Origin of the sequence: Variovorax xiamenensis (assembly GCF_050916385.1) — a bacterium.
Taxonomy (GTDB): Bacteria; Pseudomonadota; Gammaproteobacteria; order Burkholderiales; family Burkholderiaceae_C; genus Variovorax.
In genome coordinates, this window is the sequence record NZ_CP139038.1 from 5145458 (window position 1) to 5169185 (window position 23728).

Here is a 23728-nt window from a genome sequence, read left to right on the forward strand (position 1 = left end):
CCTGAGTACTTGCGTACTCAGCGGACGAACGAGTGGCAAGCGGCCCGATCACGCTCTACGATTCGTATTCGAAACCCAGTGAGGAGAACGCCCAAAATGCCCATCAACGAAGTCGTCATGCCAGAGCAGTTGCTGAACGCGCTCGACGCCCAGAGCCGCACGCCCATCGCGCGCATCGGCGAGGCGCTGATCTCGCTGGGCATGGTCACCCAGGAACAGCTTCGCGCCGGGCTGGACCGGCAGAAGCAGGACCCGATGGTGCCGCTGGGCGAGACGCTGGTGCGCATGGGCGTGGTGAGCCGGGGCCAGCTGCAGACGGCGCTGGTGCGCAAGATGGGCTATCCGCTGGTCAACCTGCACCTCTTTCCCCCGGCGGCCGAGGCGCTGCGCAAGCTGCCGCACGCGGTGGCGCGGCGCCTGCAGATCATGCCGCTGATGCTGCACGAGGGGCGGCTCATCGTGGCCATCGACGATCCGACCAGCCGGCATTCGGCGCTCGACGAAGTCGAGTTCGTCGCGCAGATGAAGGTCACGCCGGTGGTCGGCCAGTGCCTGGACCTCGACGGTGTGCTGAACACGGTCTACGAGAAGATCGGCGAGCACACCGGCGCCGCGCCCAACCCCTTCGCGGCCAGCCTCGACCCCAGCCAGCCGCTGGACTTCGACGTGGCCGGCACGAGCGAGCTGCTGCAGACGCTGGAAAAGGAAGTCTCCGCCCCACCGTCGGTGAGCGAAGCGCCCATCGAGCAGTCCGACAACTCGCTGGTGCGCATGATCAACAGCATGATCGTCGAGGCGCACCGCGACGGCGTTTCCGACATCCACATCGAGAGCTATCCCGGCCAGGAAAAGACGCGCATCCGCTTCCGCCGCGACGGACTGCTGCACACCTACCTCGAGTTGCCGCCGAGCTATCGCAACGCGATCGTCGCGCGCATCAAGATCATGTGCGACCTGGACATCAGCGAAAAGCGCAACCCGCAGGACGGCAAGATCAACTTCGCCAGGTACTCGCCGCAGCACCGCATCGAGCTGCGCGTGGCGACCATTCCCACCAACAACGGCCTCGAAGACGTCGTGATGCGCATCCTGGCCTCGGCCAAGCCCATTCCGATGGACCGGCTTGGCCTGTCGCCCGACAACTTCGCGCAGCTGACCAAGGCGGTCGAGCGCCCCTACGGCATGGTGCTGTGCGTGGGCCCCACGGGCTCGGGCAAGACGACCACGCTGCACTCGGCGTTGATGCACATCAACACGCCCGAGCGCAAGATCTGGACCGCCGAAGACCCGGTGGAAATCACGCAGACCGGGCTGCGGCAGGTGCAGATCAACCCGCGCATCGACTGGACCTTCGCCAAGGCGCTGCGCGCCTTCGTGCGCGCCGACCCGGACGTGATCATGGTCGGCGAGATCCGCGACGAGGAAACCGCCAAGACCGCCATCGAAGCCTCGCTGACGGGCCACCTCGTGCTCTCGACGCTGCACACCAACAGCGCGCCCGAGACCGTCACGCGCCTGCTCGACATGGGCATGGACCCGTTCAACTTCGCCGACTCGCTGCTGGCCGTGCTCGCGCAGCGGCTGGTGCGGCGCCTGTGCACGCAATGCACCACCGGCACGCCCGCGAGCCCCGAGGCCATCGGCGAACTGCTGGACGACTACATGCACGCCTTCGGCCCCGAGCAGCAGCGCGACGCGGCGCAGCGCCAGGCGGTGCTGGCCGGCTGGGTGCAGCGCCATGGCCGCGACGGGCGGCTGCACACCTACACCAGCAAGGGTTGCAAGCATTGCGGCGACACCGGCTTCAAGGGCCGCGTGGGCATCCACGAGCTGATGAGCATGTCGAGGACGCTGCGGCGGCTGGTGCAGACCGGCGCCCGCGCCGAAGAGCTCCAGCAGGCCGCGCTGCAGGAAGGCATGCGCACGCTGCGCCAGGACGGCATCGAGAAGGTGCTGGCCGGGCAGACCAGCATCGAGGAAGTGCGCGCGACCAGCAACCTGTGAGCGGCTGCGGGCGCCGCGGCAGCGCCGGGGCTACAGCTGGCTCTGCGGAATGAAGGGCGCGATCAGCCGCAGCTTGAGGCGCTGCCACGCGGTGGTCTCGGGCGGCACGTCGAAGGCCGTCTGCGCGCCGTTCTCGTCTTCCTCGATCCACTCGATGTCGCGGCCACTGGCATCGAGCCGCAGCCGGTAGGCGCTGCCGGCATCGGCAAAGCTGTCGAGCTGCTTCGCCATCTGCGGGCTTTCGATGATGAGCCCCAGTTCGGTGTTGAGGTGGGCCGAGCGCGGGTCGAGGTTCATCGAGCCGAGGAACACTTCCTTGTGGTCGACGATGCCGTTCTTCATGTGGAGGGCGCCGGTGCGGTGGCCGAAGATGCCGAGCTTGCCGCGCTTCACGCTCAGCGTGGGGCTCAGCTCGTAGATGGCCACGCCCGCCTTCAGCAGCTCGTGTATGTGCGGCCAGTAGCCCACGTACACCCACGGCTCGTCGGTGGAAGCCAGCGAGTTGGTGACCAGCTCGACCTTGATGCCCGCTGCCTGCGCCTCCGCGAGGCTGGCCACGGCCGCATCCGATGGAACGAAGTACGGCGACACCATCTTGATGCTCGAGCGCGAGGTGCGGAACCACTGGATCACGCCTTCGGTCACCGTGCCCTTGATGGAGTTCTCGCGCTCGTTCAGGCCCGCGGTCTTGGAAAGCGGATCGAACAGCACCCGCGCACGGGCCCACAGCAGCGGGCTGAGCTGGCCCTCGCCCAGCTCGAAGGGCAGGTTGAGCATGGGCAGCATTTCCTGCGGCAGCAGCGACGGTTCGCCTTCCACCGGGTTCGCGATCCTGCCGTCCGGCGGAATGCGCGGCGCCTGCGGCGGCTTGGCCGCAGCGGTGAGCCTGTCGAAGTTCTGCCGCAGCTGCTCGGGCGTGAGAGCGCTGCTGGCGATGCGGCCCACGGGGTAGACGACGGTGCTGTTCCAGTAGTGGTCGAACTCGTCGGACAGCTGTCGCACCACCGGGCCGGCCGCGAACACGTCCATGTCGACGAAGTTGCTGCCGGAGGCATTCATCACGTACTCGTCGGCCATGTTGCGCCCGCCCGCCACGGCCGCGACGTTGTCGGCCACGAAGAGCTTGTTGTGCATGCGCCGGTTGATGCGGCCGAACTCCAGCCCCGAGCTGATGAAGCGCGTCAGGTCGCTGCCGCGCCCGCCGGGAAAGGGGTTGAACAGGCGCACCTGCACGTTGGGATAGCTCGCGAGCGCGAGCAGCAGGTCGTCCTCGCCGGTGGTGTAGAGGTCGTCCACCAGCAGCCGCACGCGCACGCCGCGCTGCGCCGCGTCGCGCAGCTCGCGCATCAGGGCGCGGCCGGTGTTGTCGGCGGCCAGCAGGTAGTACTGCACGTCGAGGCTGCGCGTGGCGAGCTTCGCGAGCTCGATGCGGGTGGCGAAGGACGTGGGGCCGTAGGGCAGCAGCTGGAAGCCCGAGCGGCCGTCCGCCTGCTCGCTCGCGGGCAGAACCCTGCGCGTGATCGCGTCGAGCGGCGTGTCCGTGTAGTCGGCGATGGCTGCGACGGGCCGGTCCGACACCGGGAGCGGCAGGGTGGAACATGCGCTCATCAGCATCGAGAACACGAGCGCCAGTGCGGCAACGGGCGCACGCCAGCATGCGGTCATCATTTCTTCTACTCCCGGCTTGTCGGTTGGGGCTTCGTCCCATCCCGCAGGGGGAGGAACGATCCGGCCGAGAGTATGACGCGGCCCGCCGCGCGTCAGCCCGTGCAGGCGGCGGCGCCCTGCTGCGCCGGGTACTCCATCTCCTGCATCACCCAGTCGCGGCGCGCACCGCCGTGGCGGCCGGCGATCTCGCACAGCGTGCGGTCCAGCTGCGGCACCGGCTTGAGCGTGGCCGACAAGGGCAGCCGGGGCGCGTCGTCGCCGGCGATGGCCGGCCGTGCCACCAGCACCAGTCCGCTGCGCAGCCTGACCGGCCCCGAGGGCGACACGGCCTCGACGCGCACGCGCCCGGTGCGCTCCCATGCATCGGTGGCGAGCGCGAGCGACACATCGTCCATGCCGTCGCGCACGTCGACCTTCCAGCGTTCGCCGCGCCAGAACGCGGCCTTGTTGAGCAGGTAGTTCATGCGCTTGCCAGCGTCGAGGCCGAAGGGCGTGCTGTCGTGCACCGGGCTCCACGAGGCCACGCCCAGTTCGGCCGCGAGCGCGGAGGCTTTCTCGCGCCCGCCGATGGACTCCACCAGCGCCAGCATCGTGGGCACCGACGCGGTGATGCCGGTGGTGGTGGCCACGCCGCGGTCCACCACGTAGCGGCGATGCGGCACGTGCGTCGAGCCGGCGTGGCGCCCCAGCAGCGTGCCGCGGTCGTACCAGTGGCCCGCGAAGCGCCGGCCATCGAGCAGGCCGGCCTGCCCCACCACCAGCGCGCCCGAACACACGCCGACCACCCGTGCGCCCTGCTGCGCCTGCCGCTTCAGCCAGCCGGTGATGTCGGGTGCATCGTCCTTCAGCATCGCGGGGACGATCACGTAGTCGGCGCCCCCGGGATGCGCGCGGTCGAAGCTCGCGAAGTCCTGCGCGCCATCGACCTGCAGCGCGGGGAACAGGTCGACGCGGCCGGCGCGCGGTGCCACGATGCGCACATCGGCGATGTCGGCGCGGCTGAGCACCGCGTACGGCAGCAGCAGGTCGGTCATTTCGGTGCCGTCGTTGGAGGCGAGCACGGCGATCACCGCCCGGCTGCCGCCCGGGTTGCGCGGCTTCATCGCATCGACGAAGGCCTGCTGGTCGCGCTGGAGCGCGGCCGCGTCGTCGCGCGGCGGTGGCGGCAGCGGCGCGCCGGCGGAGCATCCCGCCAGAACAAGCACCGCCATGCCGGCGACGGCCAGCACGCGTGAAAATGACCCGGTGAACATCGACGTTTCTCCATGACTGCAGGCAATGCCCTGAGAGTACGAATGCCCACCCTGCCCAACAATGACGAAGAAGCCGCGGTTCCTGCCAGACATGGCGCCGCCGGCGTCGTGGTGCTGGTCGCGTTCGACGGCGTCGAGGCCATCGACATCGCCGGCCCGGCCAGCGTCTTCAGCAAGGCCGAGCAGATGCGCCCCGGCACCTACCGCCTGCACATCGCGTCGCCGGCAGGCGGCAGCGTGCTCACCAACGGCGGGCTGAGCTTCGCCGGCACGCTGGCGCTGCGTCAGTTGCCGGCGGAGATCGACACGCTGATCGTGGCCGGCGGCGACGAGCCTTCGGTGCGCTTCGCCATCCTCGAGCAGAACGTGAGCGCGTGGATCGCCGAAGTCGCGCCGCGCGTGCGACGCGTGGGAAGCGTATGCACCGGCGCCTTCGCGCTCGCCGCCGCCGGCCTGCTCGACGGCCGCGAGGCCACCACGCACTGGAGCGCCTGCGACATGCTGCAGGAGCTGCGCCCGCAGGTGCGCGTGCAGCGCGAGCGCATCTACGTGCAGGACGGCCCGATGTGGACCTCGGCCGGCGTCACCACCGGCATCGAGCTCGCGCTGGCCCTGGTGGAGGACGACCTGGGTCATGCGGTGTCGATGGACATCGCCCGCACGCTGGCGCTGCCGATGCTGCGCGGCGGCGAGCAGCCGCAGCTGAGCCAGGCACTGGAGGCGCAGGCCACGGCCAGCCACCGGCTGCGCGAGCTGGTCGCGTGGATAGGCACGCATCCGCAGGAAGACCTGTCGGTCGAGGCGATGGCCGCGCGTGCGCGCATGAGCCCGCGCAACTTCGCGCGCGCCTTCGCGGCCCAGACCGGCTGCACGCCTGCGCGCTTCGTCGAGCAGACCCGCGTGGCCACCGCCGCGCAGCTGCTGCGGCAGACGGGCTGGACGCAGGAGAAGATCGCGGGCCGCAGCGGCTTCCGCTCGGTGGATGCATTGCAGCGCGCGTTCGCGAGGCAGCACGGGCAGACGCCGCAGGCCTATCGCGACGAAGGCGGCTCCGCCCGCCGGTGAGCAGGCGCGCGGCGCGACACCTCAGGCTGCCGCAGCCGACAGCTCCTTGTGCCTTGCGATGCCCGCGTCCACCTCGTTCCTGAAGAAGGCGTAGCAGTACCAGCGGTAGGAATCGGTGTTGTAGATGGTGGCGTTCTTGTGCCGCTCCGCAAGGCGCTTCACCTGCTTCGATCCGATGAAGTGCCCCCTGCCTGAAGCCGCCAGCGGTCCATGGGCGTTGTTGCCGGTGCACTGCGGAATGTCGGCATCGGCTCTGGGCGTGTAGTGCGCGGCATCCAGCAGCAGCCGGTGCTGCTGGCACTCGCCGCAGACATCGGCGAGCCCGAGGTTGTGGCCCACCTCGTGGATCAGCACGCCGGCGTGGAAGTGGCCGGCCGCGCCCTTGGGAAACGCCGGCCCGATCGCCATGAGATAGCCGCCGCGACCGCCCTTCAATGCCGCGGCGTCGCCTCTCTCGTTGCTGTCGTAGAGCATCCAGCGCGGATCGTTCAGGTCGGTCTCCATCTGGGCGAGCTTGTCGCGCACGTACTTCGAGCGCGACACGAAGCCGGATTCGGCCGCCGCATTGCCGGCGGCAACGCCCGCCTTGCGGGTGGCGCTGCTGCCGTGCCAGGCACGCGAGCCGAAGATGGTCTCGTAGTTCGTCTTGCCGGGCCATGTGTGCAGGCCGACATCGGCCCTGGCCTTGCGCAGCATCGCCAGGGCGGTGTCGAGGCAGGCCCCCAGCTCGTTGACGCGGGCCTGGTCGAAGCCGACGAAGCGCACATGGCGATGGGCGCCGGCGGCGGGCTTGAGCACCACCTGGTCGACGATCTCCTGGCACCTCTCGGGCGTCAGGTCCTGGTTCATCAGCCCCATGCCGAGCCCCTCTGCGAACTGGATCGCGTGACGGACCTTGGCCAGTTGCAGCTCGATGGGGAAGTTCTGGCGGATGTAGTCGGCGAGTCTGGGCATGCGCGGCACCTTGAAAACTGGAGGCGACGAGTCTCTTTCGAATGAATACTTTTTGCCTCCCATGAATTGGTCACGCAGTCACCGCTGGGCGGGCGCTCCGCCGCTGCCGGTCGGGCCGGATTTACTTGTTTTCGGGTATGGATGCGCTGAAAACAAAACGACACACTCGCCCGCGTTCATTCGTTCGTGCGTCCCGCTCGTTCCCTCTTTCCCCTCATCACAGGAAACACCATGCCCACTCAGGCCGATGCCAGCGGCGCTCCCGCGGAAGTCACAGGAAGCCGCCGGCTGCGGCAGGTGCTGCGTTGCTGGCCCGCCATCGCCCTGCTGGCGGCAGGCAGCGCCTGCGCCGACGGATTCGCCGGCGGGACGGGCGGCAGCGCGGGACCGGCCGATTCCGGCGGAGCGGGCGCAAGCGGCGGCGCCGCGGCGGTCGCCTCGGCGGACGGCTCAACCGCGGTGGGAGCCGGCGGCAACGGCGGCCCGGCCAACTCCGGAGGAACCGGCGGCTCGGGCGGCGCGGGAGCCAGCGCCAGCGCGGGCGGCGCGACAGCCATCGGCGGTGGCGGAACCGGCGGCGAAGGAACGGCGGGCGGCTCTGGTGGCACCGGAGGCAGCGGCGCCAACGCCTCGGCCAGCGGCGCCATCGCCGTCGGCGCGGGAGGCACGGGCGGCCTCGGATGCTGCGGCTTCGCCGGCCAGACCGGCGGCAGCGGCGCGCAGGCGTCGGGCACCTCGGCGATCGCCATCGGCAGCGCCTCGGGCACCACCCAGGGCGCGGTGGCCTCGGGCAACGGCAGCACCGCGATCGGCGGCGCGTATGGCGGATCGGCTGGCGCAGCCGCGCTGGCGACGGGCAGCGTGGCACTCGGCTCGGGCAGCCAGGTCGCCGCCGGCGCGACCAACAGCGTGGCCATCGGGGCCAATTCGATCGCCACCGCGGCGAACACCGTTTCCTTCGGCTCGGCGGGCCAGACGCGCACCCTCGTCAACGTGAGCGCGGGCGCGGTGAACGCCACCAGCACCGATGCCGTCAACGGCAGCCAGCTCTACACGGTGCAGCAGACCTCCAACTCGGCCCTGGGCCTCGCGCAGAACTCGGCGCAGTACGGCGCGGGCGGCACCGCGCTGCAGCTCAACGCCAACGGCGGCGCGGGCACCGTCATCAACAACGTGGCCGCCGGGCAGGCGAGCACCGACGCGGCCAACCTCGGCCAGGTGCAGCAGGCGCAGCAGACGGCCATCACCACGGCCAACAACTTCACCGTGCAGCAGGTCAGCGCGCTGCAGTCGCTGATGAACCAGGCGCTTTCCAGCGGCGTGTGCGCGGTGAGCGCGAGCGGCTCCGTGGCGTGCGGGCCGGGCGCCGGCGCCAGCGGCGCAGGCAGCACCTCGATGGGCACCAACGCGCAGGCCAACGGAGAGAACACCGTGGCCGTCGGCAACGGTGCGCAGGCCAGCCACGCGGGCTCGGTCGCCATCGGGGCGGGCGCGAAGGCGCTGGCCGACCCCACCACCGCCGTCGGCAACAACGCGGTCGCCACCGGCAACAACGCCGTCGCGCTGGGCGCCAGCACGCTGGCCAGCGGCAGCAACGCAGTGGCACTGGGCCAGGGCTCGGTAGCGGACCGCGACAACACCGTGTCGGTCGGCAACGCAGCCACCAACCAGTTGCGCGGCATCACGAATGTCGCGCCCGGCGTGCTGGGCACCGACGCCGTCAACGTCAACCAGCTGCAGCAGGCCGTGGCCAACGCGACCAGCCAGGCCAATGCATTCGCCGCACAAGGCGTGGCGGCTGCATTGGCCATGCCGTCGATGCCGACGCTGGCTGCAGGAAAGAAATGGATGGGCGCGGCCGTGGGCAACTACGCGGGCGCGTCGGCCGTGGGCCTTGCGTTCGGGTATCAGGTCAACGACAACCTGAACCTGGGGGTGGGGGTTTCGACGGCTACGAGCAGTGGGAGCGGGAGCAGGGTTGCTGCGCGGGTGCAGGCGGGGTATGCGTGGTGAGGTGCAACGCTGACGACAAGGCGAAGAAGGCCGTAGCGACCGAAATCTTCTAGGAACGCGACGCTGTCTTTCCGCGGACCCTCAACCAGTACTCGTCCCGGACATCGTCATCGATGACGGGCCGAATGTGAGTCGAGTAGAGCGCGTCCTTCCCATCTCGCCTGGGCCCCGAGATCCAATAGTGCTCGCCGGTTTCCACGTCGAAGTAGTTCGACTTGAACCCGCTGCCCTTGAGGCTGCGAAAGGCCTTTCCTCCGTAGTACAGGGTTGCCCCTGACTTCGAGCTGGTGACCCGGCCGATACGGGCCGGACCTGTCAGCCCGCCCGATTTCGCTTCGACATACATGATGCGGTTCTTCATGATGTTGCCCCCTTGCTGCCCGCCATCTGCATCTTGTTCATGCATCTCAACTTTGCGAAGTTGGTGCAGCCCCAGAAGGGATTGCCACCGTCCTTCGGCTGGCGCTCTACCATCTTCACGCCGCATTTGACGCATGTGGGCCTCCAGTAGTCGCCCTCGTACGCCACTCCAAGAAGCGAAGCCTGCTGCTCGGGCGTGCGCCTCGAAATGAGCTGCAACAGCCCGTGACGGTCCTGGGCGTTGATGCCGTTGGTCTTGGCAAACGTCAGCGCTTCGGATGTGAAGGTCGAGCTGGTGGCGAATGTGCCGTACTGCAGGTCATGCGACTTGAGAACGCCGAAGAACTCTCGCATGTGCTGCACGCCAACCGGCTTGCTGCGCCAGTGCTTGCACTGGACGATCATCGGCTTCGGGCTGTTGGCCGAATACAGCCAGATGTCGATGCCGCCATCGGCCCCGTGCGACTGGCTCTCCGTGCGCACGCCCGCCTGTGCGAACAGTGCCTCGCAAAGCGCCTCGAAACGACGCCACTCGATGTCGTCGAAGACCTGCGGCGACCATCCGCCTCGGGGCTCCGGCCTCGCACCGCTTGCTGTCGACTCGGCCCTTGCAGGTTTTTCTTCCTGCGACTTGGCCACGCTCCTCCGCCAAAACCCAGCCATGTTGTTCCCTCCTGGGAAACAAATGTAGCGAGATGATGCCGAACTGCAAACGACGTTGACCCTACTGCGCCTTCGCTCAGGGAAGATGCTTGCGACCCCGCACACTCTCGCGCACAGGCCCGAACGCCCCGAACCGCACCGGCAACCCGCTCGCCGCCTCCGCATGCGCCACCCATGCATGCGCACTGGCGACGGCATGCGGCTCGTAGATCGGCTCCGCGCCCTGCAGCAGCCGCGTCAGCGCATGCTGATGTTCGAGATCGTGCACACCGCCGAGCGGCAATGACGTGAGCCGTCCGGCATCGACAGTGCGATACCCCGCGCACCAGCGCAGCCCCGCTCCCTCGACGGCATCGAGGTGGCTCACCACCAGCCCGTCCAGCGTTCCGACCGCATCGAGCGCGTAGCGCAGCAGCACCGCGTCGGGATGCCCCCTGCGGAACACGCCCTGCCAGCCTTCGTCCGCGTTGTGCGGCTCTGCCAGCCGCGCGTCGAGCGTGGGGTCGTGCGTGGGCAGCGGGCCGGCGCCGTGGCGCGTGAGGTAGCTGCGCAGCACACCGAGGTGCTGCACGGGCGCGTCGATGCCGGCATCGTTCAGCACGGCTTCGACGGCCGCGGTCGAGATGGTGCTCCAGGTGGTGTGCGGATGGAAGCCGCGCCACTCGTCGAGCAGCACGCCCTGCGCGCCTTCGAAGATCACCGCGCCGGGCCGCGCGAGGCGTTCGGCGATGCGGTCGGTGCTCGCGGGTGGCGATTGAGCCAGGCACGGCGCCACCGCATCGAGCCAGCGCCGCGCGAGCGTGTCGTCCCGCAGCATGGCGACTTCCTGGGCGGCATCGACGTGTTGCAGCGCCTCGCTTGCCGCGAACTCGCGCAGCAGCGTGGTACGCAGCGCTTCCATTTTTTCGAATGCGCGGGCGGGATTGCGCAGGTCGCCGTAAAGCAGCGCTTCACCGGACGAGGCCAGCGCCTGCCGCACGGTCTCGCCCACGCCGACACCGCAGCTGCCGTGTGCCCCCTCGCCCCGCGCCCATTCGCGCAGGCGGCCGGCAGCCTGGTGGAAGGGCGTGGTCACGCGGCAGCGTGCGTCGATCAGCAAGCGCCCGAAGGCGTCTTCCACGCCGGCGCGGCGCAGTGCCGCTTCCTCCACGCGCAGCGCCGTGGGGTGCACCACCACCGGGCTCGCGAGCACGGTGCCCACGCCTGCATGAAAGCTGCCGGCGCCGAATTGCGAGAAGGTGTGGTGCCGCCCGTCGGACAGCACGACGTTGTGCCCGGCCTGCGCGCCGCCATTGAAGCGCACCACGGTGTGGGCGCCCAGCGCGCCGCACAGGTGGTCGGTGAAGAGCCCCTTGCCGCAGTCCCCGAAGCCGAGGCCCAGCAGCGAGACATAGTGCGTGGCCAGGCCGGCCGCGTGCGCGCTCACACGGCCATCAGCCGAAGAGCCGCTTCCACCACGACGAGCGCGGACCGGCGGCCGCTGCCGCCACGCCCGGCGGCGCGTGGCGCGGCGCGTTCGGGTCGAGCAGCGCGGCGTAGGCGTCGAGCGCATGCAGCACGCCGCCGACGCGCTCCTTCTCCATGCCGGTGGCGCTCATCACGCCGGCCAGGGCCTCCAGACTCGGCACGGCCTTCTCGGTGAGGGCGACGATGCCGGCGGCCACGGCGCAGGCGTCGTCGGGCGAGTCCATGCAGATGACGTGGTCGCCCAGCAGCTCGCGCCAGCGCGGCTCGCAGCGGCGACGGCGCTGCGCGTCGGGGATCAGGAAGAACAGGTTCGTGGTCTCCGCCGCGGCGGCGATGACTTCCTCGATGGGAATGTCCTCGTCGAGCTTCTCGCCGACGAGGCCTTCGATCTGGTGGCGCGAGACGGCGGGGTATGGCAGCTCGTCGCCGGTGACGAACAGGTAGCCGCGCTTCCTGCGCTTGACCCAGCAGTCCATGTCGGTGTGCTGCGCCATGACGTAGAAGGCCAGCTCGTAGCTCTCCTCGCCGGTGCCGCCGCCACCGCCTTCGAGGTAGCTCCAGGTGAGCCACTGGTCCATGAGGTTGGCGGTCGATTCGAACTGGCCGACCTGCAGCGGCGCGTGGTCGGAGTTGGCATCGCCGATGGCCATGAACATGAGCTGCGGGTCCGCCACGCCGCAGTCGGTCAGCAGCTTCATGAAGGTGGGCAGCTCGCGGCGCGCCAGGGTCTGCGGGATGTCGCCCATGGAGCCGGTCACGTCCAGCGCGAAGGCGATGCCCAGCGAATTCGGGTGGTCGGCGTTGTCGCGCGACTCGCGCACCTTGAGGCCGTGCGGGTTCATCAGCGGATGGGTGGAGCGCTGCGTGAAGACCTCCGCGCCGGGCCTTGCGGCGCGGTCGGCGATGAGTGCCGTGTGCGCGGCGTGCGAGTAATTTCCGTAGCCCATGGGTTCTGCTCCTCGGTGGCTGGTTGTGCTTTGCTGTGTGCTTCAGGCGCCGGCGCGCGGCGCGGGATCGAAGTGGACGAACTTCGGTGCGCCGAAGGCTTCGCGCGAGGCGGCCGAAAGCGCCTGCTCGATGCCCTGCGCGCCGAGGCGCCGGCAGGCGGCCGCGTCTTCGCTGCATTCGCGCAGCAAGGCGGCGAGCGGCGCCGGAGTGTTGGGGCCAAGGCCCGGCTCACCGGCCGCGCCGCCATGCAGCACGGCGCGCACGGCCCAGGCCGATTGCATCAGGTCGCGCGCCACGGCCGCGTCGTGAGCCGCTCCGCTGGCCTGCTGCGCGCGCGACCAGCCGATGACGAGCACGCCATGGTCGCGCGGATGCACGAGCGCATGCGCAGGCGACAGGTCGCGGTGCGTCCAGCCGGCGCCGTGCACGAAGGCCAGCACTTCCAGCATGCGGCGCCATATCCATACGGCGTGACGCGGGTCGATGCCTTGCGGGTTGGCCTGCTGCACGTCTTGCAGGCTGCCCCAGAAGCCGGTCGGATGGCGCAGCACCAGAGCCTGTCGCGAGCCATCGCTTTGCGCACTCGCCAGCCCTTCGGCCACGCCCATGCCCAGCGGCTGCGGCAGGCGGCGGGTGAAGTAGGCGGCGCCGGGCACCGAAAGATCCTGCAGGGCCTGCAGTACGGTGAATTCGCGCTGCAGCACGCTGTCTGCCGAGCTGTCGCGCGCGAGCTTGAAGGTCACGCGCTCGGGCACCGCGCCCAGGCGCTGGGCCAGCAGCACCTCGCTGTGCTCGCCGGTGGCCAGCGGTGCCAGCACGCGATAGCGACCGCCACGCCACGCCAGAACTCGCCCGCCGGGCACGTCGGCATTGGCCCGGCGCAATGCGGCACGAAAGCTCTCGCGCTCGACGATCTCCTGGCCGCGCACCACGGTGGCGCCGCAATAGCTGCAGTTCACCGTGCGCCAGCGGGCAGCACGCGGCAGCGGCGCGGAGCATTGGGGGCAGCTGAGAGCCTGCAGCGACAGCATGGCCCGCGCCCTACTCTTCCCTGGGCGGCGCCGTCGGGTCCGGCGAGGCCCGCACGCGGTCGATGCGGCGGCCTTCGAGCGCGACGATCTCGAAGCACCAGCCGGCGCAGTCGATGTGCTCGCCCACCTCCGGCAGGTGGCCCGACACGGCCATCAGCAGGCCGGCCACGGTGTTGTAGAGGCCGCGCTCCTCGTCGGGCAGCTCGCGGATGCCAAGGCGCGCGCGCAGTTCCGACACGGGCATGAGCCCGTCGAGCTCCCACAGCCCGTCGGGCCGCTGATGCGCCCAGGCGTCGGTCTGCATGCCGGGCTGCAGCTCGCCGGTGATGGCTTCGAGCAGGTCGCGCGGGGTCATGAGGCCCTGCACCACGCCGTACTCGTCGACCACGAACACGACGCGGCCGGCTCGGGCGCGGAATTGCTCCAGCAGTTCCATGCCGGTGAGGGTCTCGGGCACGAACACGGCGGGCGTGGCCTCCTGGCCCAGCACGCCGGGATGCGCGGGGCCCAGGCGCAGCAGATGCGCCACGCTGATCACGCCGACCACATCGTCCAGCGAATTGCGGCACACCGGGTACCAGGAGTGCACCAGGTTGAGCGCACCGGCGTCGGCCACCTTCTGCAGCGCCTGCTGCACGGTGAACGAAGCGTCGAGCCATTCGATGTCGGCGCGCGGGATCATCAGCGACGACAGGCGCCTGTCATCGAGGTGAAACACATTGCGCACCATCTGGTGCTCGTGCTGCTCGATGACGCCGGCATCCACGCCCTCTTCCAGGCTGGCCGAGATTTCTTCCTCGGTCACCGCGCGGGCCGCGTTGGCGTCGATGCGCAGCAGCTTCAGCATGGCGGCGGTGGCGCCAGCCAGCAGCCACACGAAGGGCTTGGCGCCCTTGGCCAGCCCGCGCATGGGGCGCGAAACCCAGCGCGCCACCGGCTCGGGATAGAGCTGGCCGATGCGCTTGGGCACCAGCTCGCCGAAGATGATGGTGAAGAAAGTGATGCAGGTGACGACCACCGCGGTCGACACGATGCTGGCGGTGCCGCGGCCCATGCCCAGGCCTTCCATCCATACGCCCAGGGGCTCCGCGAAGGCCGCCTCGCCCACGATGCCGCTGAGCATGCCGATGGAGGTGATGCCGATCTGCACCGTCGAGAGGAACTGCGTGGGCGATTCCATCAGCTTCAGCGCGGCCACCGCGCCGGCGTCTCCCGTTTCGGCCAATGCCGCGAGACGTGCGCGCCGGCTGGTGGAAAGGGCCATTTCGGACATTGCGAACAACGCGTTAAGCGTGGTCAGCAAGGCCAGGAGGAAGACATCCATGAACTGAGGGAGAGAATGGGGGAATGGCACTTTACTTGATCGGCGACCTGCAGGGCTGCGACGCCCCCTTCCAGCGCCTGCTCCGGAAGATCGACTTCTCCCCCAGCCGCGACACCCTCGTGCTGCTCGGCGACCTGGTGAACCGGGGCCCCGACTCGCTCGCCGTGCTGCGCCGCGTGCGGGGCTACGGCGCCTCGGCGATGAGCCTGCTGGGCAACCACGACCTGCACCTGCTGGGCGTGGCGCACGGCGCGCGCAAGCCCGGCCGCAAGGACACGCTGGCCGAGCTGCTGGCCGCGGCCGATGCCGAAGAACTGCTCGAATGGCTGCGCAACCAGCACATGGCGCTGCACATGCGCATCGGCAGCGGCGACCTGCTGATGGTGCATGCGGGCGTACTGCCGCAATGGACGGTGGGCGACACGCTGGTGCTGGCCTCCGAGCTCGAATCGGTGCTGCGCGGGCCGGCGCTGGGCGAATTCCTGATGTCGATGTACGGCAACGAGCCAGCGCAGTGGAGCGGCACGCTCACCGGCAGCGCCCGGCTGCGCGCCATCGTCAACGCGCTGACGCGGCTGCGCTTCTGCACGGCCGACGGCGTGATGGAGTTCGACGCCAAGGACAGCGCCGCCACCGCGCCCGAGGGCTACATGCCGTGGTTCGACGTGCCGGGACGCAAGACGGCGAATGCCACCGTCGCCTTCGGCCACTGGTCGACGCTGGGCTGGCTCTCGCGGTCCGACCTGCTTTCCACCGACACCGGCTGCGTGTGGGGCGGCTGCCTCAGCGCGGTGCGCATCGGTGCGACGCTGGACGAGCGCGAGCTCATCCAAGTCGAGTGCGAGCAGGCGCAGAAGCCCGGCAAATAGCCGGCCGCGCCGGGACCGTCAGGCAGACGGCAGCCGGAACTTGTCCAGCGACATGCGCTGCCGCCCCTGCGCATCGAAGTTGCCCGGCGCCAGCCAGCGCTCGAAGGCGGTGCGCAGCGCCGGCCACTCGCTGTCGATGATCGAGAACCACGCGGTGTCGCGGCCCCGGCCCTTGTAGATCACCGCCTGGCGGAACAGCCCCTCGTACTGGAAGCCCAGCCGCAGCGCCGCGCGCTTCGAGGGCTCGTTGAAGTTGTCGCACTTCCACTCGTAGCGGCGGTAGCCCAGTTCGTCGAAGGCGAGCTTCATCAGCAGGTACTGGGCCTCGGTGGACATCGGCGTGTTCTTCAGGAGCGGCGAGAAATTGACGGTGCCCACCTCGATGGCACCGTTGGCCGGGTCGATGCGCATCAGCGCCAGCGAGCCCACGGCGCGGCCGCTTTGCCTGTCGATGACGGCGAAGTGCATCGGGTCGGTGCTCTTCGCGATGCGCTCTGCATAGGCCCGCATGCCGCCCACGTCGGCGGGACGCTCGATGCCCAGGTAGGTCCAGTCGCGGCCGTCGGGTGCCTGCGCGTAGGCGGCATGCAGGTCCTCGGCATGCCGGGCCGGATCGAGCGGCTCGAGCGTGCAGAAGCGGCCCTCCAGCGGGCGGCGCGGCGGCAGGGAGCGCGGCGTCCATTCGGGCAGGTCGGGGCCGATGGACTGGCCGAACTCGTTTTGGCGGACTGACATGAGGGAAGCTCTTTCGATGGATGGTGAACGGCGGGGCCGGAGAACGCTAAAGTAGCCGCAACGTGGCGCCACGAGAAGTGCCATGGAAATCCAATTTCATGGTGCCACGCTCTGCCCTACCCACCCTCCCCGTTCCGCAGTCCGCCCTGCTCGAAGCCCCGCTTTCCCGGGAGCCCGGGGCGGGGCCCATGCAGCGCCAGCTGCACGACCGGCTCAAGAACGCCATCCTCGACGGCAGCCTCGCTCCCGGCAGCCGCCTGCCCGGCTCGCGTGCGCTGGCCGAGGCCCTGGACATCTCGCGCAACACGGTCACCGCGACCTACGAGCACCTGGCGGCCGAAGGCTACGTGCGCCCCGACCGCCAGGGCACGCGCGTGACCGAGCTTTCGTCGCCGGCGCCGTCGAAGCGCGAACGCACGAGCGAGCGCATGGCCAGATCGCCTGCCGTGCCCGCCACCGCGCTGCGCCTCGCGAAGATCTCGCCGAGCCCTTCGCGCGCCGACATGGGCGCCGCGCTGCGTCCCGGCGTGCCCGCGCTGTCGCACTTTCCGCTGGCCGCATGGCGTCGCTCGCTCGACCGCGCGATCCGAAGCGGTGGCTCCCCCGCGCTGGGCTATGGCGATCCGCTGGGCGAGCCGGCGCTGCGCGCGGCCATCGCCCGGCATCTGTCCGTGGCGCGCGGCGTGCGCTGCGAGCCGGGGCAGGTCGTCATCGCCGAGGGCGCGCAGGAGGCCATCTCGCTGTGCGTGCGGCTCTTGTCCAACCCCGGCGAGACCGGCTGGGTCGAAGACCCGGGCTATCGCGGTGCCAAGGCGGCCATGCACGCGGGCGACATGCGCATCGTGCCCATGCGCGTGGATGCCGAGGGCCTGTGCGTGAGCGAGCGCGACTGGCAGAAGAACCCGCCGCGGCTGGTCTACACCACGCCATCGCACCAGTACCCGGCGGGCTCCGTGCTGAGCATCGCGCGCCGACTGGAGCTGATCGCGCAGGCCCGCCGGCACGGCGCGTGGATCGTCGAGGACGACTACGACAGCGAATTCCGTCACACGGGCGAACCCATCGTGGCGATGCAGGGGCTGGTGGACGACGCACCGGTTCTCTACGTCGGCTCCTTCAGCAAGACGATGTTCCCGTCGCTGCGGCTGGGCTTCCTCGTGCTGCCGGCCCGGCTCGCACCCACCGTGCGCACGCCGCTGGAGGAAATGCTGCGCGGCGGGCACCGCTACGAACAGCTCGCCATGGCCGACTTCATCGAGAGCAGCCAGTTCAGCCGCCACCTGGGCCGCATGCGCAGGCTGTACCGCGACCGCCAGCATGCACTGCGGCTCGCGCTCGACAGGCATTTCAAGGTGCCGCACACCATCGACGGCGGCTACTGCGGCATGCACCTCACCGTGCGGCTGCCGGAGCGCTTCGATGACCGGAAGATCGCGGCCGACGCGCTGCGCCACCGCATCGCGCCCACGCCGCTGTCGGGCTTCGCGATGCAACCGATGCCCTCGGACAACGGACTGGTGCTGGGCTACGGCAACACGCCGGCCGAGCTCTTCGAGCCGCTGGTCAGGCGGCTGTCGCAGCTTGCGCGAGCGGCGGAAAAGCGCGACGGCGCCTAGCCGCCCTTGCCCACCACATGCTCGCGCCGGAAATTGCGCGGCGTGCTGCCCACCACCTGCCGGAAGCGCCGGTTGAAATACGCCTCGTCGGTGAAGCCGCACTGGTGCGCGATCTCCCGCACCAGCAGCGATGTGGAGGCCAGCAGCTCCTTCGCGCGCTCGATGCGCCGTTCGGTCACGAGGTCGGTGAAGGTGCGGTCGGTTTCCTTGCGCAGCAGGTTCGCAAGGTAGTTGGGCGAGAGAAAAGCGGCGGCAGCGGCGTCGGTCAGCGACAGCGGCTTGTCGAGGTTGTCGCGCACGTAGCGCACCACGCGCTGCAGGGCGTCGCGTTGCGAGGTCTTGCCGTCGTGCTGCAGCGACAGCCGCATCAGCGCCTGTTCCTGCCGCATGCAGGCCAGCCCGACGATCTGCTGCAGGATGCCCCGCATCGCAGTCTTGGCCCCGAAGCTGCGGCTCGCGTTCAGCGCGTGCAGCTCGTCGAGCCAGCCGCGGATGCGCGCGAAGTCGGCCTCGTCGAAGGCGAAGTCGACATACTCCTGGAACAGGAAGGGCGCGAGGTCGGGGTGGCGCGCCAGCGGCACGTCCTCGAGGTCGAGCGCGTCGACGTCGAGCTCGGGCCACAGGAAGCGCTGGTCGAAGTTGACGATGCAGTACAGCGCGTCGGGCGGATGCGGAATCACGTGCACCCGGTACGGCAGCACGAAGCTCAGGTGGCGCGGGCCGAAGGGGCGCACCTCGCCGCCGATGGACTGCTGCGAGCTGCCCTCGATGCCGACCTGGATCTGGAAATACGCATGCCGGTGCGGCAACGTGAGCTCGTTGCGCGCACCCTGGAAGCGGATGTCGAAGTCGAGGTGATCGGCACGCTCGTGCATGCCGTAGGTTCGGACTGACGTGGGTGTGGAGGAGCGCATCGGGGCAGGCGACTTCGTCTTTCGCCTGCGAGGGTACGCCAACTTGCGGGCCGGCGAACCGGCCACGCCCAGCAGATCCGATGCGCGCGCGGTCTTCAGGCTCAGACGACCGCGACTTCGAGCACGCCCACGCCCGCCACGCTGCCGCGCATGCGGTCGCCGCGCTGCACGGCCGCCACGCCGGCCGGGGTGCCCGTGAAGATCAGGTCGCCGGGCTGCAGCGTGAACAGGGTCGAAAGGTAGGCGATGGTGTCGGGCACGTTCCAGATCATGTCGGCGAGGTCGCCGACCTGGCGCTGAGCGCCGTTCACATCCAGGCGGATCTCGCCCTTGGCCGGGTGGCCGGCCTTGGCCACCGGCACCAGCTCGCCGCAGGGGGCCGAGCCGTCGAAGGCCTTGCCGGTGTCCCAGGGGCGGCCCATCTTCTTGGCTTCGGCCTGCAGGTCGCGGCGGGTCATGTCGAGGCCGACGGCATAGCCGTACACGTGGCCGAGGGCGTCCGCCGCGGCGATGTTCGATCCGCCGGTCTTGAGCGCGACGACCAGCTCGATCTCGTGGTGCACGTCGCTCGACAGCGTCGGGTACGCGAACTCGCCGCCATCGGCCACGATGGCCGAGGCCGGCTTCATGAAGAAGAACGGCGGCTCGCGGTCGGGGTTGTGGCCCATCTCGCGGGCATGCTCGGAGTAGTTGCGGCCCACGCAGAAGATGCGGTTGACCGGGAAGCGGGCCTGCTCGCCCTGGATGGGCAGCGAATGAACGGGTGCGGGGGAAATGGCGTAGGAAGTCATGCGACGACTCTAGCCAGCGCAGCCCCGCGCCCCGGGGACGCATCTACGCGAGTCTTGGACTCAGCTACGGTCCTGCATTCCCCTGCCGGCCTCAGCCGGCCACGCCGAAGCCGGTGTCGAAGGTGCCCTTCACGTCCAGCGGCTGCTTGATGAGCCCCACCTGCCGGTAGAAGTCCGCCGTGCCCTGCTGGTCGGCGATGACCTGCGCATCGATGGCCACCCACTTCTGCTGGCGGCGCTCGAACTGCAGCTTCGCCGCCTCGGGCGGAATGCCGATGATGCGCGCCAGCGCGGCCGAGTAGGCATCGACATTGCGGTACGACCAGAGCTGCGCCTTCACCACGCGCTGCAGGAAGTCCTGCAGCACCGGCCGCTTGGCCACGATGGCGCTGTCGGTGGCCGCGAGGTAGCTCAGCCCCGGCAGCAGCCCGCGCCCGCTGACGAGCACGCGCGCATGGTGGCTGACCTCCGCCAGCGCGGTGTAGGGCTCCCAGGTGGCCCAGGCATCGACCGAGCCCTGCGTGAGCGCGAGCTTGGCGTCCGCCGGCGCCAGGAAGCGCAGGTTCACGTCCTCGGGCTTGAGGCCGGCCGAGGTGATGGCCTTGAGCGTGACGTAGTGGCCGATGGAGCCGCGGTTGGTCGCGACGCTCTTGCCCTTCAGGTCGGCAGCGGTCTTCAGCGGCGAATCGGGCCGCACCAGCACTGCCGTGCCGTAGGAGTCGGAGCGGTTCGCGCCGATGGCCTTCACGCGCGTGCCTGCCGCCAGAGCGAAGATCAGTGGCGCGTCGCCGATGGGGCCGGAATCGACAGCGGCGGCATTGAGCGCCTCGGCCAGCGGCGCGGCGGCCGGGAATTCGGACCACTGGATGTCATAGCCCAGCCCTTCGAGGCCGCCGGCCGCTTCGAGCAGCGCACGCAGGCCGCCCTTCTGGTCACCGGCCTTGAGCACCGGGCGGCCCTGCGCGGAAACCACACCAGGCAATGCGACTGCAGCGGCGACGGACGTGCCCTGAACGAGAAACTGACGACGGGAACTGCTGTGGCTCATGCGGATGCGGTTTGTATTTCTGTTCATGCCAGGGGATCGAAGGAGACGTGATCGGCGAAGCGCACCGGGTCGGTGGTCTTCTTCAGCACGCCCACGCCGCGGAAGTCGCGCGCATAGAACTCGACCTCGTCGCGCAGGTTGCGCCCCAGCGGGTGGTGGCTGTGCGTGAGCGTGCCCAGCAGCGCGCGCAGGTCTTCCACCGCCACGTTGGGCGAATACTTCGAGAAGAGCCTGGCCGACTCGTTCGGGTTCTCGGCCACGTAGTCGGAGGCCTGCGCGATGGCGCGCACCAGCGAGGCGACGGTCGCCTTGTCCTTGCGCACGAGTTCGCCGCGCGCGCCGACGATGCAGCAGACCTTGTCCTTGTATTCGCCCGAGAGGTTGCTCGCCACCTCGACGTAGGCACCCTGGTTGCGCTTCTCGATCAGGTAGATGTTGGGGTCGCCGTCGGCAATGGCCTGGATCTCGCCCTTCTTCACCGCGATGTCGAGCAGGTCGGCCGGGTACTGGCGCCAGGTGACGTCCTTCTCGGCGTCGATGCCGTTCTTGGTGAGCAGGATCGAGAAGAAATTCTTGCCCGGGCTCGCGATGTCCGACACGCCGATGGTCTTGCCCTTCAGGCTCGCGAGATTGGTGACGCCCGCGCTCTTCGCACCCACCAGCCGCACGCAGCCGCCGTGCGAGCTGCCGACGATCTTCACGTCGAAGCCCGATTCGAGCGGCTTGAGCCAGCGGTGGATCATGCCCACGGCCGCGTCGGCCTTGGCGGTGGCGAGCGACTCCAGCAACTGGTCGGTGGAGCCGGTGTAGTTGATGAGGTCGACCTGCAGGCCGTTGCGCTCGAAGTAGCCGCGCTCCTGCGCCACCACCACCGGCGAAAGGCAGAAGGCCGAGGCGTTCCAGGCGAAGGTGAGCTTGCGGGATTGCTGCGAGAAGGCCTGCGAGGCGATCAGGCCGCCGGAGGCGACCACGGCGGCGGCGCCGCCGGCGCGCAGCACGCCGCGGCGGGAGAGAGTGGGGTTCATCGTCGTGGGACTCGGGTCAGAGCAGCAGTTCGGGTTCGGCTTCGACCAGGCCTTCATAGAGGCTGTCGAAGGAGTGGATGGCGCCTTCGGGCCCGCCGATCTGGCTGTGCGTGTGGCGCGCGGTGGCCTCGTCGATGGGCTGGGGCTTGCCCGCGGCTTCGGCCAGCAGCTGCGTGTGGCAGGCGTTGTCGAGCGCGATGTACCACCACGCGGCGGCCTCCACCGTGGGGCCGGCTGTCAGGATGCCGTGGTTCTTGAGGATGGCGCCCTTCTTGTCGCCCAGCGCGTGGGCGATGCGGTCGCCTTCGCTGGTGTCGACCACCATGCCGGTGAAGTCGTCGAACAGCGCCACGTCGTCGTGGAACACGCAGCTGTCCTGCGTGATCGTGTCGAGCTTGCGGCCCAGCGTGGACCAGGCCTTGCCGTAGGTCGAGTGCGTGTGGGCGGCGGCGATGATCTTCGGGTTGTGCTCGTGGATGGCCGCATGGATCGCGAAGGCGGCCTTGTTCAGCGGCCTGTCGCCGATGACGGTCTCGCCCTTCGAGTTGACGAGCAGCAGGTCGGACACCTTGATGCGCGAGAAATGGATGCCCAGCGGGTTCACCCAGAAGTGGTCGGTGAGCTCCGGGTCGCGCGCCGTGATGTGGCCGGCCAGCCCCTGCGCGAAGCCGAAGCGCGCGAACAGGCGGAAGGCGCCCGCTAGGCGCTCCTGCCGGTGGCGGCGCTCGGCCTGCACGGTGGTGCGCGGCGGAATGGGGTCGAACCAGTACTTCTGCTGCGGGTTCGGGTTGAGCTTCAGCGGCTGCTGGGCCGTGTTGCGGTCGATGGAGAGAACTGCGCTCATGGTTCAGGCTGCCTTGCGTTGCGATTGCGCGCGCTGCGCAACGAGTTCGCGCGTGCGCGGGATCAGCTCTCGGCCGTAGTCGAGCGCGTCTTCCAGCGGGTCGAAGCCGCGGATCAGGAAGGTGGTCACGCCGAGGTCGTAGTAATCGAGCAGCGCATCGGCCACCTGCTCTGGCGTGCCGACCAGCGCGGTGCTGTTGGAGCGCCCGCCGATCTCCTGCGCGACCGCCGTCCACAGGCGCTTGTCGAGCCGCGAGCCCTTCTCTGCAGCGGCCAGCAGGCGCTTGGCGCCTTCGCTCTGCTGCGGACCGCCGCGGTTGTAGCCCTGCACCACGCGCAGTCGCTTGGTCTCCGCGAGGATGTTCTCCGCACGCGCCCACGCGGCCTCTTCGGTCTCGGCCAGGATCGGGCGGAACGACACCGAGAAACGCACGCTGCGCCCATGCTTCGCCGCCTCGGCGCGCACGCGCGTGGTGAGTTCGCGCGCCTGGTCGAGCGACTCGCCCCACAGCGCGTACACGTCGGCGTACTTGCCCGCCACCGGAATGGCCGCCTCGGATGCGCCGCCGAAATACACCGGCACATGCGGCCTGCCGTTGCGCGTCTGCACCGGCTTCACTTCGGAAAAAGCGTTCTGGAAGCGGTAGTGCGCGCCTTCGTGGTCGAAGGGCTTCTCCGCCGTCCACACCTTGTGCAGCACCTCGAGGTACTCGTCGGTGCGGGCGTAGCGCTGGTCGTGGTCGAGCCAATCGCCGTCGCGGCGCTGTTCCTCGTCGGAGCCGCCCGAGATGTAGTGCACGCCGAGCCGGCCGCCGCTGAACTGGTCGAGCGAGGCGAACTGCCGCGCGGCCAGCGTGGGCGCGACGAAGCCGGGGCGGTGCGCGAGCATGAAGTGGATGCGCTCGGTGACCGAGGCCCCGTAGGCCACGGTGAGCGTGGCGTCGGGGCTGGTCGAGTGGTGCGGCACCAGCACGCGGTCGAAGCCGGCCGTCTCGTGGGCCTGCGCGAAGGCGCGCACGTAGTCGCGGTCGAGCGAGGGGCCCTTGGCCGCGTGGATCTCCGAGACCTTCTGGCCCTGGATCATGCCGATGAATTCGACGATGCCGTCTTGCTGTGGCTGGCTCATGGTGCTGTCCT

At 69.6% G+C, this 23728-nt stretch carries 21 protein-coding genes; 5 read left to right on the forward strand and 16 right to left on the reverse strand.

The window, feature by feature from the left end:
- Positions 1–96: 96 nt before the first annotated feature.
- Positions 97–2004, forward strand: a complete 1908-nt coding sequence (locus SFB74_RS23515) for a GspE/PulE family protein (protein WP_432726706.1) — start codon at positions 97–99, stop codon at positions 2002–2004.
- Between the two features lie 30 nt (positions 2005–2034).
- On the opposite strand, the gene SFB74_RS23520 is transcribed toward SFB74_RS23515, so the two are convergent.
- A complete protein-coding gene (locus SFB74_RS23520) occupies positions 2035–3672 on the reverse strand; it encodes a phospholipase D family protein (RefSeq protein WP_432726707.1) in 1638 nt (545 codons plus the stop codon).
- 92 nt (positions 3673–3764) lie between these two features.
- Complete coding sequence (locus SFB74_RS23525) at positions 3765–4925, reverse strand: DJ-1/PfpI family protein (protein ID WP_432726708.1); 1161 nt, start codon at positions 4923–4925, stop codon at positions 3765–3767.
- Between the two features lie 42 nt (positions 4926–4967).
- Between SFB74_RS23525 and SFB74_RS23530 the strand changes: the two genes are divergently transcribed.
- Positions 4968–5990, forward strand: a complete 1023-nt coding sequence (locus SFB74_RS23530) for a GlxA family transcriptional regulator (protein ID WP_432726709.1) — start codon at positions 4968–4970, stop codon at positions 5988–5990.
- A gap of 21 nt (positions 5991–6011) precedes the next feature.
- Here the strand turns inward: SFB74_RS23530 and SFB74_RS23535 are convergent, their stop codons facing one another.
- Positions 6012–6944: a hypothetical protein gene (locus SFB74_RS23535; RefSeq protein WP_432726710.1), complete on the reverse strand. Its 933-nt coding sequence runs from the start codon at positions 6942–6944 to the stop codon at positions 6012–6014.
- Positions 6945–7175: 231 nt separating this feature from the next.
- Here SFB74_RS23535 and SFB74_RS23540 point away from each other — a divergent pair, with 231 nt between their 5' ends.
- Complete coding sequence (locus tag SFB74_RS23540) at positions 7176–8957, forward strand: YadA family autotransporter adhesin (protein WP_432726711.1); 1782 nt, start codon at positions 7176–7178, stop codon at positions 8955–8957.
- Positions 8958–9006: 49 nt separating this feature from the next.
- Here the strand turns inward: SFB74_RS23540 and SFB74_RS23545 are convergent, their stop codons facing one another.
- The 6 genes from SFB74_RS23545 to SFB74_RS23570 all read right to left on the reverse strand — a co-directional run bounded on the left by SFB74_RS23545 (position 9007) and on the right by SFB74_RS23570 (position 14750).
- Positions 9007–9318: a 1-deoxy-D-xylulose-5-phosphate synthase gene (locus SFB74_RS23545; protein ID WP_432726712.1), complete on the reverse strand. Its 312-nt coding sequence runs from the start codon at positions 9316–9318 to the stop codon at positions 9007–9009.
- Positions 9315–9956 carry a restriction endonuclease gene (locus tag SFB74_RS23550; protein WP_432726713.1) on the reverse strand — a complete coding sequence of 214 codons (642 nt, stop codon included), beginning with the start codon at positions 9954–9956 and terminating at the stop codon, positions 9315–9317. Before SFB74_RS23550 ends, SFB74_RS23545 begins: the two co-directional genes overlap by 4 nt.
- Before the next feature lie 100 nt (positions 9957–10056).
- The gene (locus SFB74_RS23555; protein WP_432726714.1) at positions 10057–11406 is read right to left on the reverse strand and encodes an adenylosuccinate synthetase; all 1350 of its coding nucleotides are present in this window, start codon (positions 11404–11406) and stop codon (positions 10057–10059) included.
- A gap of 7 nt (positions 11407–11413) precedes the next feature.
- Entirely contained in the window at positions 11414–12394 is a 981-nt protein-coding gene (locus SFB74_RS23560) for a VWA domain-containing protein (RefSeq protein ID WP_432726715.1), read from the reverse strand.
- A gap of 42 nt (positions 12395–12436) precedes the next feature.
- On the reverse strand, positions 12437–13426 hold the full coding sequence (locus tag SFB74_RS23565; protein WP_432726716.1) for a lipopolysaccharide kinase InaA family protein: 990 nt from the start codon (positions 13424–13426) through the stop codon (positions 12437–12439).
- A 10-nt stretch (positions 13427–13436) separates the two neighbouring features.
- Positions 13437–14750, reverse strand: a complete 1314-nt coding sequence (locus SFB74_RS23570; protein WP_432726717.1) for a hemolysin family protein — start codon at positions 14748–14750, stop codon at positions 13437–13439.
- A gap of 23 nt (positions 14751–14773) precedes the next feature.
- Here SFB74_RS23570 and SFB74_RS23575 point away from each other — a divergent pair, with 23 nt between their 5' ends.
- Positions 14774–15619, forward strand: a complete 846-nt coding sequence (locus tag SFB74_RS23575; RefSeq protein WP_432726718.1) for a symmetrical bis(5'-nucleosyl)-tetraphosphatase — start codon at positions 14774–14776, stop codon at positions 15617–15619.
- Positions 15620–15637: 18 nt separating this feature from the next.
- Here the strand turns inward: SFB74_RS23575 and SFB74_RS23580 are convergent, their stop codons facing one another.
- Positions 15638–16354 (reverse strand): GNAT family N-acetyltransferase, encoded by a 717-nt coding sequence (locus SFB74_RS23580; RefSeq protein ID WP_432726719.1) that lies wholly within the window; start codon positions 16352–16354, stop codon positions 15638–15640.
- 98 nt (positions 16355–16452) lie between these two features.
- On the opposite strand from SFB74_RS23580, the gene SFB74_RS23585 reads away from it, so the two are divergent.
- Complete coding sequence (locus tag SFB74_RS23585; protein WP_432726720.1) at positions 16453–17970, forward strand: PLP-dependent aminotransferase family protein; 1518 nt, start codon at positions 16453–16455, stop codon at positions 17968–17970.
- Here the strand turns inward: SFB74_RS23585 and SFB74_RS23590 are convergent.
- The 6 genes from SFB74_RS23590 to SFB74_RS23615 all read right to left on the reverse strand — a co-directional run bounded on the left by SFB74_RS23590 (position 17967) and on the right by SFB74_RS23615 (position 23717).
- On the reverse strand, positions 17967–18884 hold the full coding sequence (locus SFB74_RS23590; RefSeq protein WP_432726721.1) for an AraC family transcriptional regulator: 918 nt from the start codon (positions 18882–18884) through the stop codon (positions 17967–17969). The genes SFB74_RS23585 and SFB74_RS23590 overlap by 4 nt on opposite strands.
- Before the next feature lie 101 nt (positions 18885–18985).
- The gene (locus tag SFB74_RS23595) at positions 18986–19675 is read right to left on the reverse strand and encodes a fumarylacetoacetate hydrolase family protein (protein ID WP_432726722.1); all 690 of its coding nucleotides are present in this window, start codon (positions 19673–19675) and stop codon (positions 18986–18988) included.
- Positions 19676–19766: 91 nt separating this feature from the next.
- Positions 19767–20723, reverse strand: coding sequence for an ABC transporter substrate-binding protein (locus SFB74_RS23600; protein WP_432731985.1), 957 nt, complete (start codon positions 20721–20723; stop codon positions 19767–19769).
- Between the two features lie 23 nt (positions 20724–20746).
- Positions 20747–21748, reverse strand: coding sequence for an ABC transporter substrate-binding protein (locus tag SFB74_RS23605; protein WP_432726723.1), 1002 nt, complete (start codon positions 21746–21748; stop codon positions 20747–20749).
- Positions 21749–21764: 16 nt separating this feature from the next.
- The gene (locus SFB74_RS23610; RefSeq protein WP_432726724.1) at positions 21765–22592 is read right to left on the reverse strand and encodes a class II aldolase/adducin family protein; all 828 of its coding nucleotides are present in this window, start codon (positions 22590–22592) and stop codon (positions 21765–21767) included.
- Between the two features lie 3 nt (positions 22593–22595).
- Positions 22596–23717 (reverse strand): LLM class flavin-dependent oxidoreductase, encoded by a 1122-nt coding sequence (locus tag SFB74_RS23615; protein ID WP_432726725.1) that lies wholly within the window; start codon positions 23715–23717, stop codon positions 22596–22598.
- Between the last annotated feature and the right edge of the window lie 11 nt (positions 23718–23728).

Excerpts from the sequence above, each read along its gene's own strand:
- SFB74_RS23520 (WP_432726707.1), bottom strand. The coding sequence starts at position 3,672 with ATGATGACCGCATGCTGGCGTGCGCCCGTTGCCGCACTGGCGCTCGTG.
- SFB74_RS23580 (WP_432726719.1), bottom strand. The coding sequence starts at position 16,354 with ATGTCAGTCCGCCAAAACGAGTTCGGCCAGTCCATCGGCCCCGACCTG.
- SFB74_RS23610 (WP_432726724.1), bottom strand. The coding sequence starts at position 22,592 with ATGAGCGCAGTTCTCTCCATCGACCGCAACACGGCCCAGCAGCCGCTG.
- SFB74_RS23540 (WP_432726711.1), top strand. The coding sequence starts at position 7,176 with ATGCCCACTCAGGCCGATGCCAGCGGCGCTCCCGCGGAAGTCACAGGA.
- SFB74_RS23600 (WP_432731985.1), bottom strand. The coding sequence starts at position 20,723 with ATGAGCCACAGCAGTTCCCGTCGTCAGTTTCTCGTTCAGGGCACGTCC.
- SFB74_RS23530 (WP_432726709.1), top strand. The coding sequence starts at position 4,968 with ATGCCCACCCTGCCCAACAATGACGAAGAAGCCGCGGTTCCTGCCAGA.
- SFB74_RS23585 (WP_432726720.1), top strand. The coding sequence starts at position 16,453 with ATGGTGCCACGCTCTGCCCTACCCACCCTCCCCGTTCCGCAGTCCGCC.
- SFB74_RS23615 (WP_432726725.1), bottom strand. The coding sequence starts at position 23,717 with ATGAGCCAGCCACAGCAAGACGGCATCGTCGAATTCATCGGCATGATC.
- SFB74_RS23525 (WP_432726708.1), bottom strand. The coding sequence starts at position 4,925 with ATGTTCACCGGGTCATTTTCACGCGTGCTGGCCGTCGCCGGCATGGCG.
- SFB74_RS23535 (WP_432726710.1), bottom strand. The coding sequence starts at position 6,944 with ATGCCCAGACTCGCCGACTACATCCGCCAGAACTTCCCCATCGAGCTG.
- SFB74_RS23565 (WP_432726716.1), bottom strand. The coding sequence starts at position 13,426 with ATGCTGTCGCTGCAGGCTCTCAGCTGCCCCCAATGCTCCGCGCCGCTG.
- SFB74_RS23560 (WP_432726715.1), bottom strand. The coding sequence starts at position 12,394 with ATGGGCTACGGAAATTACTCGCACGCCGCGCACACGGCACTCATCGCC.
- SFB74_RS23595 (WP_432726722.1), bottom strand. The coding sequence starts at position 19,675 with ATGACTTCCTACGCCATTTCCCCCGCACCCGTTCATTCGCTGCCCATC.
- SFB74_RS23515 (WP_432726706.1), top strand. The coding sequence starts at position 97 with ATGCCCATCAACGAAGTCGTCATGCCAGAGCAGTTGCTGAACGCGCTC.
- SFB74_RS23570 (WP_432726717.1), bottom strand. The coding sequence starts at position 14,750 with ATGGATGTCTTCCTCCTGGCCTTGCTGACCACGCTTAACGCGTTGTTC.
- SFB74_RS23590 (WP_432726721.1), bottom strand. The coding sequence starts at position 18,884 with ATGCGCTCCTCCACACCCACGTCAGTCCGAACCTACGGCATGCACGAG.
- SFB74_RS23575 (WP_432726718.1), top strand. The coding sequence starts at position 14,774 with ATGGCACTTTACTTGATCGGCGACCTGCAGGGCTGCGACGCCCCCTTC.
- SFB74_RS23545 (WP_432726712.1), bottom strand. The coding sequence starts at position 9,318 with ATGAAGAACCGCATCATGTATGTCGAAGCGAAATCGGGCGGGCTGACA.
- SFB74_RS23605 (WP_432726723.1), bottom strand. The coding sequence starts at position 21,748 with ATGAACCCCACTCTCTCCCGCCGCGGCGTGCTGCGCGCCGGCGGCGCC.